The following is a 14,313-nucleotide window of genomic DNA, read 5'->3' on the forward strand; positions in this document are numbered from 1 at the left end:
CGCAACCGGGCGCAATGTCCCAGTGGTCAGAACGTGCGGAATGTCATCGTGGTCAGCGTGCGGCTGATGCCCGGAATGTCGAACAGCGCCGCGTTCAGGAACTGCCCCACATCCTGATCCTCGGGAATGTAGACCTTGGCCATCAGGTCATATTCCCCGCTGGTCGAATACATCTCGGACACCACCTCGCGGTCCCAGATGGCATTGGCCACCTCATAGGTCTTGCCGGGGGTGCAGCGGAACTGAACGAATACACAGCGCATGGGGGGCCTCCTGTCCTTGCCCCGCACCCTAACGCGCAGGGGGCACGGGATAAAGGGTCAGCCGTCGCTTTGCGCGCTCAGCGTCAGCGGGACCGAGGCGGGCTTCAGATCATCGACCACCAGCGGCCCGAGGGGCCGCGCCAGACGCGCCCGCACCACCCAGAACAGCCGCTTTTCGGCCCGCGTGATCGCCACATAGGCCAGCCGCTTCCACAGCGGCAACCCTGCCTCCGACCGGCCCGCCTGTGCGGCGGCAAAGAGATCGGGCGCGAACACCTGCACATTCTCCCACTGGCTGCCTTGCGCCTTGTGGATCGTCACCGCCGCCCCGTGCAGAAACGCCGCCCCCATCGTCGCGGCCGAGGCAATCAGCGGCTCGTCCTCGTCGGGACGCTCGATCTTGATGATGCTGGCGGCCGAAACCTGCGGGTCCTCCGCGCCGACCACATGGATCTTTGCAAATCCGGGCCGGTTGCCGGGGCCGAGGTAAATCACCTGCGCCCCCTTGATCAGCCCCCGCGCCTCCAGATCGATGCGCTTCTTGCGGTGCTTCAGCGGCAATTCGATCCCGTCGCAGATCAAGGGCTCTCCCGGCAGCAGCGCATCATCCGGCGCGCCATGCGCCGCCCGGAACGCGGTGATCAGCCGGATGCGCGTCGCATTGCGCCACACAAGCGCGGGCGAGCGCGCCATCATGTCGGCATCCACCCGCTCGGCCCAGACCACCCGCTCGTCGCGCTTGGCCGCCTCCTCCACCATCCGCTCGAACCGGTCAAACCCGATGTCGGGGTCGGCCAGAGCATGCGCAAGGTCCAGAATGGGGTTGTCCTGCGCCTGCCGGTGGATGCGGTTCAGCATCAGCTTCTTGCTGTCACCCAGACGGTCGAACACCATGCTGCCCGACTGCCCCACGGGCGCAAGCTGCGCCGGATCGCCAAACAGCACCAGCGTCGGGAAAATCTCGCGCAGGTCGTCAAACTGCCGCTCGTCCAGCATGGAAGATTCGTCGATGAACCCCACATCCAGTGGCTCGTCCCGCCGCTTCCAGCCCTTGATGAAATCCGAGCCCCGCAGCCCCGCCGCCGCCAAGGCCCCCGGAATCGACGCAACCTGCTGATAGAAGGCAAAGGCGCGGTCCAGCGCCAGATCGGGAAGGTCCTCGATCACCGGACGGTCCCCCGTTCCGGTCAGCCATTCGGCAATCTTCTCGTATTGCGGATCATAAAGCGGCGTATAGAGGATGCGGTGGATGGTCGTCGCCGGAACCCCGCGCATGCGCAAGACGCTCGCCGCCTTGTTGGTCGGGGCCAGCACCGCCAGCGTGCGCCGGTCCTTGCGCTTCTTGCCCTCGTAATCGCCCGAAACCACCTCGACGCCCGCATCGATCATCGCCCGCGTCAGTTGTGCCAGCAGCATGGTCTTGCCCGATCCGGCCTTGCCCATCACCGCCAGCACAGTCGATTTCCCCTCGCCCGGCGGCTCCAGCCCGCCGTGGTCCAGGTCGATCCCTGCCGCCAGCAGGTCTGCCGCCACCCGGTCATGCGCCTCGGCCTGATCGTCAGACAGGGTCAGGATGGCCGGTGTCGGCCGTGGGGCGGGGGATGCGGTCATGCTCATGGCCGCGACCATAGGGCCAAGCCGGCGCCTGCGCCAGATGCCACGCCCCCGCCCGCACGCAGTTTCGCCCGCACTCAGTTTCGCTTGCGCCCGGCCGGTGGCCGCCCCAGCGGCCCCTCGGCGCCCCGCAACTCGGCCCGTAGCACGCGCAGCACTTCCTCGACCTGGGCCGCCGTCGCGGGCAACCCGTTGTCCAGCGCATAGGACCTCAAATCTTCCAGCACCTCGCAAACCCAGTCGTGATGCATGACAATACCATCCGCAATAATCCGGCCCGACTTCACCGGCAAAATACGCCGGATGCGCGCCCATATATGCGCCCAAGCCATGCACCCGTCACCATTGGAATGGACCTGCCATGCAAAAGCCGCCGCAAGCCCGGGCTTGCGGCGGCATCCTGCCTCGCCATGCGGCAGATCAGCCGCGGCGGCTGGCCTCCAGCGTATCGTCAAAGGTGCGCAGCCCTGCCGCAGGGGCCTGCACCAGAACCGCCATATTGCCCGGCTTGTGCTGGTTGCGCAGCATCTTGGTATGCGCCTTGGGAATGTCCTGCCACGGGAACACCTCCGACATGCAGGGGTCCAGCCGCCGCTCCACCATCAGCTTGTTCGCCGCGCTCGCCTGCTTGAGATGCGCGAAATGGCTGCCCTGCAAACGCTTCTGGTGCATCCACATGTAACGCACGTCGAAGGTGCAGTTGAACCCGCTGGTGCCTGCGCAGATCACCACCATGCCGCCCTTCTTGCAGACCAGCGAGCTGACCGGAAAGGTCGCCTCGCCCGGATGCTCGAAGACCATGTCCACATTCACGCCCTTGCCGGTGATGTCCCAGATCGCCTTGCCGAACTTGCGGGCCTCGGCAAACCATGCGGCATATTCCGGGCTGCCCACCTTCGGCAACTGGCCCCAGCACTTGAATTCGTTGCGGTTGATCACGCCCTTGGCGCCCATCGACATCACGAACTCGCGCTTGCTCTCGTCGCTGATGACGCCGATCGCATTGGCCCCCGCCGTGTTGATCAGCTGGATCGCGTAAGACCCAAGACCACCCGACGCCCCCCAGACCAGCACATTCTGCCCCGGCTTCAGGTCATGCGGCTCGTGGCCGAACAGCATCCGGTAGGCGGTGGCCAGCGTCAGCGTGTAACAGGCGCTTTCCTCCCATGTCAGATGCTTGGGCCGCGGCATCAGCTGCTGCGCCTGCACGCGGGTGAATTGCGCAAAGGACCCGTCGGGCGTCTCGTATCCCCAGATGCGCTGCGTGGGCGAGAACATCGGATCGCCGCCGTTGCACTCCTCGTCATCGCCGTCGTCCTGATTGCAGTGGATCACCACCTCGTCGCCGACCTTCCAGCGCTTCACCTTGTCACCCACCGCCCAGACGATGCCCGAGGCATCGGACCCCGCGATGTGGAACGGCTGCTTGTGGCCGTCAAAGGGGCTGATCGGCTGGCCAAGGCCCGCCCAGACGCCGTTGTAATTCACCCCCGCCGCCATCACCAGCACCAGCACCTCGTTGCTGTCGATGGTCCAGGTGTCCACCACCTCCTGCTGCATGGCCACCTCCGGCTCGCCATGCCGCTCGCGGCGGATCGCCCAGGCATACATCTGCCGCGGCACATGGCCCAGGGGCGGCATCTCGCCAATCTCGTACAAGTCCTTGATCGGCGCCTCATAGGCGGCGATCGCCGTCTGCGTGTCCAGAGCCATCGGGGCCTCCATCCTGCTGTGTCCAATGCCGCGCCGCAGAATCAGCGGGCGTCTGGCCAAGGAATATGAACCAGCGCGCAATATTGCAATAGGATGAAGGCCTATTTTGTAATTTTATGTCTGCCGCGCCGCAGAAACCACAGTCACGCCGCCCCTTCTCCCAGCCGCTGCCGCACCGGAGCCGCGTAAAACGCCAGCAAATCCTCCGTTCCCGGCACCACCTTGTCCTCTGCATCCAAAAGACCGCGCAGGCGCAGCGCGGCGCGCCCCTCGGCCTCCGCCTGCTCCTGACCACCCGGCGCCAGCCGCATCACCGCGCCCGCAGCCTCCAGCCGCGCCACCAGTTCCGGCACCGGCACGTCCATCACCACCGAGGCCGCAACCAGCGGCACCGCCAGCACCGGCACCACCCGCTCCACCTCCGCCATCAACCGCACGCCCAGCGACTCCAGATCGCCCCCCGCCGCCTGATGCGCCCGCAGCGAGATCGGCGGCCCGAACCCCGCCGCCGCCGTCCCGAACAGGAACCGCCGCCCCCCCGCGCGCTTGAACGCAATCCGCAGCGCCTCCCACATCACCCGCAGCAGCGGCGCGCGAAACCGCCGCCCGCCCTCGCGCGCGGCCCGCACCAGCAGCCTGTCCTCCAGCACCCGGTCATAGGCCAGCCCGACCGGCACAAAGACCACATCCCGCCCGCCCTTCTCGATCGCCGCCGGATCGAACCCCGCCCAGATGTAGGACAAAAGCCCCATCCGCGCCGCGCCCACCCGCCCCGTCAGGCTCAGCCCGCCCTCGGGAAACACCGCCTGCGTGGTGCCTTCCGCCGTGGTCATCTGCACGTAACGCGCCAGCACCCGCCGGTAGAGCGCATTGTGATTCCCCCGCCGGATGAAATAGGCCCCCATCGCCCGGATCAGCCGGCTCAGGGGCCAGACCCGCGCCCATTCCCCCACCGCATAGGAAATCGCCGCCCGCCCCGCCACCAGCCAGGTGACGAGCACATAGTCCATGTTGCTGCGATGGTTCATCACGAAGATCACCGTGGCGCGCGGGTCGATCTGGCGCGTCTCCTCGGCCACCACCCCCACCCGCACCCGGAAGAACACCGCCGACAGGGCCCGCGCCGCACGCGTCGCAAACCCGAAATAGAACAGCGCCGAAAACCCCGGCACGATCTCGCGCGCATAGGTCCGCGCCTCCTCCAGCGCCACCTCGCCGGGCACCCCGCGCGCCGCCGCCCGCTCGGCCACCGCCTCCAGCACCGCCGGATCATAGAGCAGCCGCACCACCATATCCTGCCGCCGCATCAGCTTGAACGGCTCGATCTTCCGCTCCAGCCGCGCATTCACCCGCGCCAGCAGCCGCTCCAGCCTGCGCCGGAAAAACCAGCGCACCCCCGGCCCGATGATCCGGTCCAGGGCAGCCACGCCGGGCAGCGCAAACAGCACCACCACCAGCCATACAGGGATTTCAACCGACTGGAACATGCGCCAACCCTAACCAAAGCCCGCGCCCGCGCAATCCAATTGCTGCTTTGAAAATACTCCGGGGGGGCGCGCAGCGCGGGGGGCAGCGCCCCCCTCCCCGCCTGCCCCGCGAATTGCCGCAACGCAGCGAATTGACAACGCCATAATATTTCCCCTATCTGGCACAAAGCGAAACATTATTGCGCGACCCTGAGTCGCGTGGTGGAGGCTCCGATGACCAAAGACGCACCATGGCTGTTCCGCACCTATGCGGGTCACTCCACCGCAGCAGCCTCCAACGCGCTCTACCGCACCAACCTTTCCAAGGGGCAGACCGGCCTTTCCGTCGCCTTCGACCTGCCCACGCAAACGGGTTATGATTCCGATCACCAGCTCGCGCGCGGCGAGGTGGGCAAGGTCGGCGTGCCGGTCGCGCATCTGGGCGACATGCGCGCGCTGTTCGACCAGATCCCGCTCGACCAGATGAACACCTCGATGACGATCAACGCCACCGCCCCCTGGCTGCTGGCGCTCTACATCGCGGTGGCCGAGGAACAGGGGGCCGACATTGCCGCGCTCAACGGCACCGTGCAGAATGACCTCATCAAGGAATACCTCTCGCGCGGCACCTATATCTGCCCGCCGAAACCCTCGCTCCGCATGATCACCGACGTCGCGGCCTATACGCAGAAGCACCTGCCCAAATGGAACCCGATGAACGTCTGCTCCTACCACCTGCAAGAGGCGGGGGCGACGCCGGAACAGGAACTGGCCTTCGCCCTCGCCACCGCCTGCGCCGTGCTCGATGACCTCAAGGGCAAGGTCCCGCCCGAAGATTTCCCCAGCATGGTCGGCCGCATCTCGTTCTTCGTGAACGCGGGCATCCGCTTTGTCACCGAATTGTGCAAGATGCGCGCCTTCGTCGACCTCTGGGACGAGATCACCGAAACCCGCTACGGCATCACCAACCCCAAATACCGCCGCTTCCGCTACGGGGTGCAGGTCAACTCGCTCGGCCTCACCGAACCGCAGCCCGAAAACAACGTTTACCGCATCCTGATCGAGATGCTGGCGGTCACCCTGTCGAAAAACGCCCGCGCCCGCGCCGTGCAACTCCCTGCGTGGAACGAGGCGCTCGGCCTGCCCCGCCCGTGGGATCAGCAATGGTCGCTGCGCATGCAGCAGATCCTCGCCTATGAAACCGACCTTCTCGAATATGACGACCTCTTCGACGGCAACCCCGCCATCGACCGCAAGGTCACGCAGTTGAAAGAGGGCGCGCGCGCCGAACTCGCCCAGATCGACGCGATGGGCGGCGCGGTCGCCGCCATCGACTACATGAAATCGCGTCTGGTCGAGGCGAATGCCGTCCGCCTGTCCAAGATCGAGAGCAAGGAAACCACCGTGGTCGGCGTCAACCGCTTCACCACTACCGAACCCTCGCCGCTCACCACGGGCGATGGCAGCATCATGGCCGCCGATCCCGAGGCCGAGGCCGACCAGATCGCCCGCCTGCAATCATGGCGCGCCGCCCGCGACGGGCAGGCGGTCAGCGCCGCGCTCTCCGCCCTTGCACAGGCCTGCGCCGATGGCAGCAACATCATGCCCGCCTCCATCGCCTGCGCCCGCGCCGGTGTCACCACCGGCGAATGGGGGGCGGTGGTGCGCCGTGCCTTCGGCGAATACCGCGCCCCCACCGGCGTCAGCCGCAACCCCTCCAACCGCACCGAAGGGCTGGAGCCGATCCGCGAGGCGGTGGCCACCCTGTCGTCCAAACTCGGCCGCCCGCTCAAGTTCCTTGTCGGCAAGCCGGGGCTCGATGGCCATTCCAACGGGGCCGAGCAGATCGCCGCCCGCGCCCGCGATTGCGGCATGGACATCCATTACGAAGGCATCCGGCTCACTCCGGCCGAAATCGTGACGGCGGCGCAGGACCAGCAGGCGCATGTGATCGGCCTGTCGATCCTCTCGGGCAGCCACCTGCCGCTCATCACCGAAACGCTGGACCTGATGCGCGCGGCCAACCTGTCGCATATCCCGCTGGTGGTCGGCGGCATCATCCCCGAGGCCGATGCCGCCCGCCTGCGCGCGCTCGGCGTCGCTGCCGTCTACACGCCCAAGGATTTCGAACTGAACCGCATCATGCTCGACATCGTCGGTCTGGTCGACGCCGCCCCCATCGCCGCCGAGTAGCCCGCGCGACGGGCGCAGCCCAGAAGGCCGGACGCCCGCCCCTTTTGCGGCCCGCCCGCCGCGCGCCGCCGCCGCGCGCGGCGCCCGAGGCCGCATACCGGCGGCCCCGCGCGCCGCCTTACACCCGCAAAACGCGTGCGCCGGTCGCGCCTGCAACCCCCGCGCCAGCGGGCGCTCCTCCGCGCCCGTCCTCAGTCCGCCGAAGGGGCAAACATCCGCGCAACCCGTTGCACTCCCCCTTGCCCTCCCGCAGCCAAACGCGCAGAACGCGGCCTTCTGTTTTCTCAAGCTGGACCCGCTGCACATGACCTTTCACATCGGCGCAAAGCCGGGCGAGATCGCTGAAACCTGCCTGTTGCCGGGCGACCCCTACCGCGCCCGCTGGGCGGCCGAGCGCTTTCTCGATGGCGCCACGCTCGTCTCGGAAACGCGTGGCATGCTGGCCTATACCGGCACATGGCAAGGCCATCCGGTCACCATCCACGGCACCGGCATGGGGATGCCCTCGCTCTCGATCTACGTCAACGAACTCATCCGCGACTACGGCGCGAAAACCCTGATCCGCGTCGGCTCCTGCGGGGCCTTGCAGCCGGACATTGCCCTGCGCGACGTGGTGCTGGCGCAATCCGCCTCCACCATCGGCTCGCCCTCCTCCAGCATCTTCCGCGAGATGCGCTATGCCCCCGTGGCCGATTTCGGCCTGCTCACCAAGGCCCATGCCGCCGCCACCGGCCCCGTGCATGTCGGCGGCATCTTCACCTCCTACACCTTCTACGACGAGCGCCCCGACCTGAACGACCAGTTGCAGCGCCACGGCTGCCTTGCCGTCGAAATGGAAACGGCCGAGCTTTACACCCTCGCCGCCCGCTACCAGCGCCGCGCGCTCTCCATCCTCACCGTCTCCGATCACATCCTGACCGGCGAGGCCCTGCCCAGCGCCGACCGCGAGACGGGCTTTTCGGCCATGGTCGAAATGGCCCTGCGCGCCGCCTTCACCTAGGCGCGCGCAAGCCCTCGGCCACCCGCGCCGCCGCCTCCGTCCCGCGCAGGGGCCGCGCCGACCACAGGCGCAGCGCGCGCGGCAGGCGCAATTCATGCGCGAAGGGGCGCACCAGCCGCCCCTCCGCCAGATGCCGCTCCACCAGCGCCGAATGGCCCATCAGCACGCCGCCGCCATTCACCGCTTCCTCCAGTGCCAGCGCATAGAGCGAGAACACCGGCCCGCGCGGCACCACCGCCACCCCCTGCCCCGCCAGCCACAGCGCCCAATCCTCGCGCCATGAGGCATCGGTCAGGCAAGGCACCTCGGCCAGATCCTCCACCCGCCGCAAGCGCGCCGCCATGCCGGGCGCGCAAACCGGAAACAGCCAATCCTCGGCCAGCACAAAGCCCTGCTCCGCCGACGGAAACAGGCACAGGTCGAATCCCGCCCGCTTCAGGTTCGGCGGCGCCTCCATCGCAGTGATCGAAATCGCAATCTCGGGCCAAGCGGCGCGCAAGGCGGGCAGGCGCGGCGACAGCCAAAGCTGCGCAATCGCGGGCAGCGTGGCGATATGCACCTGCCGGGGCCGCGCCTCGGCCCGCAGCCGCTGCCCCGCATGGGCCAGCGCATCAAAGGCCGCCGTCAGATCGGGCAGCACCCGCGCGCCCAAGGGGGTCAGCTCCACCCCGCGCGGCCCCCGCACGAACAGCGCCGCCCCCAGCACTGCCTCCAACTGCTTGACATGCGCCGTCACCGCCCCCGGCGTCACCCCGAGCTCTGCCGCCGCCGCCGCAAATCCCCCCAGCCGCGCCGCCGCCTCGAAGGCGCGCAAGGCGTTCAGCGGCAGATCGGGCAGGCGCGGCGGGGAAACAGCCATGTAAGCCTCAGTTTTTCTAACCCTAATATTTCCGAAAACTCATTTGTGCGCAAGCGCCGCCACCAGCATCCTGCCCCCAGACAGGAGAGTGCCATGCCCCACCAAGCCCCCCGCCCCTGGGTTCCGACCGAAGCCCATGTCCAGACCCTCGCCGCCGCCGCCGCCGCGCCCTCGGCGCAAGTCAACGCCCGCATCGAGGCGCTGATTGCGCAAAACCTCCAGATCCACGATCAGGACTGCTTCAACCTGAACCCCGCCACCAATGTGATGAACCCGCGCGCCGAAGCCGCCCTCGCGCGCGGGCTCGGCTCCCGCCCCAGCCTCGGCTACCCCGGCGACAAGTATGAAACGGGGCTGGAAGCCATCGAGGAGATCGAGGTCATCGCCGCCGAACTCGCCTGCGAGATCTTCGGCGCGCGCCATGCCGAAATCCGCGTCGGCTCCGGCGCGCTGGCCAATCTCTACGGCTTCATGGCGCTGGCCAAACCGGGCGACACCATCATCGCGCCCCCCGCCAGCGTCGGCGGCCATGTCACCCATCACGCCGCCGGATGCGCGGGCCTCTACGGGCTGATGACACAGGCCGCCCCCGTCAACGCCGATGGCTATACCATCGACCTGCCGGGCCTGCGCGCCCTCGCCCTGCGCTGCCGCCCCCGCATCATCACCATCGGCGGCAGCCTCAACCTCTTCCCCCATCCCGTCCCGCAGATCCGCGCCATCGCCGACGAGGTCGGGGCCCATGTCCTTTTCGATGCCGCCCATCAATGCGGCATCATCGCGGGCGGGGCGTGGGACAATCCGCTGCACCAGGGCGCGCATCTGATGACGATGAGCACCTACAAATCCCTCGGCGGCCCCGCAGGCGGGCTGATCGTCACCAATGACGCAAAGATCGCCCAGCGGCTCGACCAGATCGCCTTCCCCGGCATGACCGCCAACTTCGACGCCGCCAAATCCGCCGCACTCGCCATCACGCTCCTCGACTGGCGCGACCATGGCGCGGCCTATGCGCGGGCGATGATCGAGCTGTCACAGGCCCTTGCCCGCGAACTCGCCGCCCTTGGCCTGCCGGTCTTTGCCTCGGGTCACGGGGCCACGCAGTCGCACCAGTTCGCGATCGAGGCCGCCGGTTTCGGGGGCGGGCAGGCCGCCTCCAAAACCCTGCGCAAGGCGGGGTTCCTCGCCTGCGGCATCGGCCTGCCCCTGCCCGAGGTGCAAGGCGACCTCAACGGCCTGCGCATCGGCACGCCCGAACTGGTGCGGCGCGGCGTCACCCCCGCCGACGCGCCAGCCCTTGCGACCCTCATCGCCGAGGCGTTACGCTCCAACGCAGCCGAAACGCTCGCCCCCCGCACCCGCGCGCTGCGCGCACGCTTCACGGGCGTGCATTACATCAACGCCTGACACTGCCAGAGGGGCCGCCATGAAGCACCGTCAACTCGGGTCCAGCGGCCCTTCCGTCTCCGCCCTCGGTCTGGGCTGCCTCTCCTTCGGCGGCCTCTTCGGCACGACCACAACCGACGAATCCCTCGCCTGCCTCGACGCCGCATGGGATCACGGCATCACCTTCCTCGACGTGGCAAACGGCTATGGCAACGGCACCTCGGAAAGCGTGATCGGCCAATGGCTTGCCAGCCGCCGCCACCGCCCCGTCATCGCCACCAAGGCCGGCATCGTGCAGGGCGCGCAGCGCGGCGTGAACAACACGGCTGCCCATCTGCGCGCCGAACTCGAAGGCTCGCTGCGCCGCCTCGGCACCGACCATGTCGCCCTCTTCTACCTCCACCGCCACGACCCGCAGACCCCCGTCGAAGAGGTGGCGACCCTGATGGCCGACCTCATCCGCGAGGGCAAGATCGGCGGCTACGGCCTGTCGGAAATCGCGCCCTATACCCTGCGCCGTGCCCATGCGGTGCATCCCGTCACCGCCGTCCAGAACGAATACTCTCTCTGGACCCGCCAACCCGAACTCGGCCTGCTGCAAACCTGCGCCGCGCTCGGCGTCGCCTTCATCCCTTTCTCGCCCCTCGCACGCGGGGCCTTCGGCTCCCCCATGCTCGACCCCGACCGGCAAGACATCGGCCCCTTCCGCAGCCAGATCCCCCGCTTCACGCCCGAGCATTGGCCGCATAACAAACCGCGCCTCCTCGCCTTCCAGCGCCTCGCCGCCGACATGGGCCACAGCCCCCCGGCCCTCGCCCTCGCATGGTGCCTGCATCAGGGCGACCACCTCATCCCCATCCCCGGCACCCGCAGCGCCGCCCATCTCGCCGATTGGGCGCAGGCCCCCGACATCCGCCTCACCCCCGACGAGCTGCAAGCCATCGAAGCCACCCTCCCCGTCGGCTGGGCCTCGGGCGACCGCTACAACGACGCGATGGCCGCTTCGGTCGAGCGTTACAGCTGACCACCCGGCGCACCGCCCGCCCCTGCCATTTTCTGTCCTCAAATATCCTCGGGGGGGCGCGAAGCGCGGGGGGCAGACAGCCCCCCTCGACGCCTACAGCCCGTGACTGCGGTCATAGCCATTCGCCGCCGCTCTGCCCGCCACCGCCTCGCGCGGGCGGAACACCTGCACCAGCAGCGGATGGCAGGCCGCCTGATCCGACGAATGCACGGTCGAACAATCGCCCCCCGGACAGGCCGACAGCGCCCCGAGCAGATCCATCCCGGCGAAAAACTCGATGTAATCCCCGGGCCGCACCGGGCTTGCCTTCATGAAATACTGCCCCGTATCCCGCGTGAATCCGGTGCACATGAAGACGTTCAGCACATCATGCACATGGTCCTCGGCCTCGGCCAGACTCAGCCCCGTCCGCTCTGCCAAGGCCCGCGTCAGGTTGGAATGGCAGCAGTGGTGATACTGCCCGCCGCTCAGCAGGTTGTGCGTATAGGGGTCGCAGCGGGTGCCGATCACGTCATGCACCCCGCCGCCAAAGGCATCAAAGCCATACCAGTCCAGCGTATCCTCGGTGATCAGCGCCATCTCGCGCAGATAGGGCAGGTTCGACCACATCCGGTCGCCCGCGCTCAGATGGGTGCCATGCAGCGCCCGCGTCTTGCCGCTGAAGAACCGCTCGCCCAAATCCTGCGCATTCCACAGGTTCAGATCGCCGACCTGCGGCCCCTCCACCGAGGTGATGCGAAAGAAATGCCCCGCCGGCACGTCAAAACAGCGCGCCTCGCGCGGCGGCACCCGCACCTCGGCCACCTGCGTCCAGCCCTCCCGCGCGGCGAGGTAGGGGCCAAGGTCCGGCGCGGGCAACCCCTCGACGGGATAGCAGATGACCGGCGCCACCGCCTTGCGGGCAGCGGCATCGGCGGGGGCGGCATGGGCAGGATGGTCAGGCTTCACAGCAAAGGCTCCGTCGCGGCGGACGCCTCAGCCGCGCCCATGCGGGGCATCGTAATCCAGCACCGGATTGATGGGAATGATCCGGTTGGGGTTAATCGTGTCATGGCTGTAATGGTAATGCCGCACGAAATGGTCCACCCGCACCGTCTCTGCCACCCCCGGCCACTGGTAAAGCTCGCGGGTAAAGCCCCACAGGTTCGGGTAATCCACGATCCGCCGCCGGTTGCACTTGAAATGCAGGTGATACACCGGATCAAAGCGAATCAGCGTCGGAAACAGCCGCCAGTCGGCCTCGGTCACCCGTTCGCCCATCAGATAGCGCGACCGGCCCAACCGCTCCTCCAGCCAGTCCAGACTGTCGAACAGCGCCACAACCGCCTTGTCATAGGCCGCCTGCCTCGTCGCAAATCCGGCCTTGTAGACCCCGTTGTTCACCGTGTCATAGACCCGCGCGTTGACCGCCTCGATCGCCTCGCGCAGCGGCTCCGGCCAGTAATCGTCAGTATTGCCCGTCACCCCGTCAAAGGCCGAATTGAACATGCGGATGATCTCGGCAGATTCGTTGCTCACGATCCGCCCTGTCTCCTTGTCCCACAGCACCGGCACCGTCACACGGCCCGTCATGTCCGGCGTGTCGCGCAGGTAAACATCGCGCAGGAAGGGCAGGCCGAACTGACGGTCCCCCGTCGCGCCGTCAAAACCGGTGTCAAAGGTCCAGCCCTCCGACAGCATGTCAGGATGCACGACAGAAACGTCGATATGCGGCGCCAGCCCCTTCAGCGCGCGAAAGATCAGCGTGCGATGCGCCCAGGGACAGGCCATCGAGACATAGAGGTGATAGCGCCCGCTTTCGGCCTTGAACCCGCCCTCGCCCGAAGGCCCCGCCGTTCCGTCCGCCGTCACCCAGTTGCGAAAGGTCGATTCCTTGCGCTCGAAGGCGCCACCGGTCTTTTCGGTGTCATACCATTCGTCGTGCCAGATGCCGTCCACCAACTGTCCCATGCCAATTCCCCTTCGCGTTTCCTGCCCCAAGCTAGCAGCCTGACCCCCGCGGGGCCATGCCGCGACCGGGCCAAAGTCCCTGCGGTCACGCACAGAAGATCGCTCGAAACCGTGCAATTCCCGCTCAGGCGCGGGGCCGGAAGCAGTCGCGCGGCTCGGCCTCGCCCGGCTTTACCGCCCCACAGGAAACACAACGCCACTGCCCCGCCGACCGTTCCTGCCGCCAACGGCAGGACCGCGTCAGCGTCGAATTGCGCCGCGTGATCCACATATAGCCAAGCACCGCCAGCAACAGGATCAGGAGGAGCAGCGGCATCGGCTGGCCCTAGACCGCCGCCAGCCGCCCGAAGACCGCCAGCACCTCGGCAGTGTCCGCGCGCTCGGGAACCCCCGCCGCAACCTCGTCGCGTGACCACAGCACGCTGACCGCCGGATCGTTCTTCATCGCCCAAAAGCCGAACATGCGCTCTCCCTCGCCGATCTCGCGGCGCATCAATTCGCGCACCTCCACATGGCGGTCATCGGCGCGGATGCGCGCAAAGGCCGCCTCCACCGCCGCCACAGGCCCTTCGAGCAGTTGCAGATAAACATCATCGCGGCAGATCAAGGCCCCGGTAATGTCATCGCGCATGTTGCAGCGGCGCGCATCGAACAGAATCGAGGTCAGGGTGCTGCCATCATATCCGAACGGGCGAGAGGCATAGGCCAGTTGCAGCAGGGGCATCAGATCGGTCCTTTTCAGGGGCAGGCACATCCGGCCCGACCCGACCCTAGGCCCCAATGCCGCCCAAGGCCAGAGCCCGCCACGAAAAAGGCCCCGGAATGCACCGGGGCCGTGGCGTCAC

At 67.6% G+C, this 14,313-nt stretch carries 14 protein-coding genes; 4 read left to right on the forward strand and 10 right to left on the reverse strand.

Annotation, left to right across the window (positions count from 1 at the left end; genetic code table 11):
- Window positions 1–26 precede the first annotated feature (26 nt).
- From G3572_RS14590 to G3572_RS22305, 5 genes are all read right to left on the reverse strand, one after another.
- A complete protein-coding gene (locus G3572_RS14590; RefSeq protein ID WP_100198217.1) occupies window positions 27–263 on the reverse strand; it encodes an Lrp/AsnC ligand binding domain-containing protein in 237 nt (78 codons plus the stop codon).
- 57 nt (window positions 264–320) lie between these two features.
- A complete protein-coding gene (locus G3572_RS14595) occupies window positions 321–1,874 on the reverse strand; it encodes an ATP-dependent DNA helicase (RefSeq protein WP_164613246.1) in 1,554 nt (517 codons plus the stop codon).
- Between the two features lie 80 nt (window positions 1,875–1,954).
- Window positions 1,955–2,209 carry a hypothetical protein gene (locus G3572_RS14600; protein ID WP_164612582.1) on the reverse strand — a complete coding sequence of 85 codons (255 nt, stop codon included), beginning with the start codon at window positions 2,207–2,209 and terminating at the stop codon, window positions 1,955–1,957.
- A gap of 88 nt (window positions 2,210–2,297) precedes the next feature.
- Window positions 2,298–3,590: a crotonyl-CoA carboxylase/reductase gene (gene ccrA, locus G3572_RS14605; protein ID WP_164613119.1), complete on the reverse strand. Its 1,293-nt coding sequence runs from the start codon at window positions 3,588–3,590 to the stop codon at window positions 2,298–2,300.
- Between the two features lie 143 nt (window positions 3,591–3,733).
- Window positions 3,734–5,077 (reverse strand): 1-acyl-sn-glycerol-3-phosphate acyltransferase, encoded by a 1,344-nt coding sequence (locus G3572_RS22305; protein WP_164613121.1) that lies wholly within the window; start codon window positions 5,075–5,077, stop codon window positions 3,734–3,736.
- Between the two features lie 201 nt (window positions 5,078–5,278).
- Here G3572_RS22305 and G3572_RS14615 point away from each other — a divergent pair, with 201 nt between their 5' ends.
- Window positions 5,279–7,249 carry a methylmalonyl-CoA mutase family protein gene (locus G3572_RS14615; RefSeq protein WP_354004045.1) on the forward strand — a complete coding sequence of 657 codons (1,971 nt, stop codon included), beginning with the start codon at window positions 5,279–5,281 and terminating at the stop codon, window positions 7,247–7,249.
- Window positions 7,250–7,553: 304 nt separating this feature from the next.
- A complete protein-coding gene (gene deoD, locus G3572_RS14620; protein ID WP_164613125.1) occupies window positions 7,554–8,249 on the forward strand; it encodes a purine-nucleoside phosphorylase in 696 nt (231 codons plus the stop codon).
- Here the strand turns inward: deoD and G3572_RS14625 are convergent.
- A complete protein-coding gene (locus G3572_RS14625) occupies window positions 8,242–9,108 on the reverse strand; it encodes a LysR family transcriptional regulator (RefSeq protein ID WP_164613127.1) in 867 nt (288 codons plus the stop codon). The genes deoD and G3572_RS14625 overlap by 8 nt on opposite strands.
- Before the next feature lie 93 nt (window positions 9,109–9,201).
- On the opposite strand from G3572_RS14625, the gene glyA reads away from it, so the two are divergent.
- Together glyA and G3572_RS14635 are read left to right on the forward strand one after the other, a co-directional pair.
- Window positions 9,202–10,515 (forward strand): serine hydroxymethyltransferase, encoded by a 1,314-nt coding sequence (glyA, locus tag G3572_RS14630; protein WP_164613129.1) that lies wholly within the window; start codon window positions 9,202–9,204, stop codon window positions 10,513–10,515.
- Window positions 10,516–10,534: 19 nt separating this feature from the next.
- A complete protein-coding gene (locus G3572_RS14635; protein ID WP_164613131.1) occupies window positions 10,535–11,518 on the forward strand; it encodes an aldo/keto reductase in 984 nt (327 codons plus the stop codon).
- A 93-nt stretch (window positions 11,519–11,611) separates the two neighbouring features.
- On the opposite strand, the gene G3572_RS14640 is transcribed toward G3572_RS14635, so the two are convergent.
- From G3572_RS14640 to G3572_RS14655, 4 genes are all read right to left on the reverse strand, one after another.
- On the reverse strand, window positions 11,612–12,466 hold the full coding sequence (locus tag G3572_RS14640; protein WP_164613133.1) for an urea carboxylase-associated family protein: 855 nt from the start codon (window positions 12,464–12,466) through the stop codon (window positions 11,612–11,614).
- Between the two features lie 27 nt (window positions 12,467–12,493).
- Window positions 12,494–13,468, reverse strand: coding sequence for a glutathione S-transferase family protein (locus tag G3572_RS14645; RefSeq protein ID WP_164613135.1), 975 nt, complete (start codon window positions 13,466–13,468; stop codon window positions 12,494–12,496).
- Window positions 13,469–13,592: 124 nt separating this feature from the next.
- A complete protein-coding gene (locus G3572_RS14650; RefSeq protein WP_164613137.1) occupies window positions 13,593–13,784 on the reverse strand; it encodes a hypothetical protein in 192 nt (63 codons plus the stop codon).
- A gap of 9 nt (window positions 13,785–13,793) precedes the next feature.
- Window positions 13,794–14,192: a BLUF domain-containing protein gene (locus tag G3572_RS14655; RefSeq protein ID WP_164613139.1), complete on the reverse strand. Its 399-nt coding sequence runs from the start codon at window positions 14,190–14,192 to the stop codon at window positions 13,794–13,796.
- Window positions 14,193–14,313 lie beyond the last annotated feature (121 nt).

The organism is Pseudotabrizicola algicola (genome assembly GCF_010915705.1).
In the GTDB taxonomy this organism is placed as follows: Bacteria; Pseudomonadota; Alphaproteobacteria; order Rhodobacterales; family Rhodobacteraceae; genus Pseudotabrizicola; species Pseudotabrizicola algicola.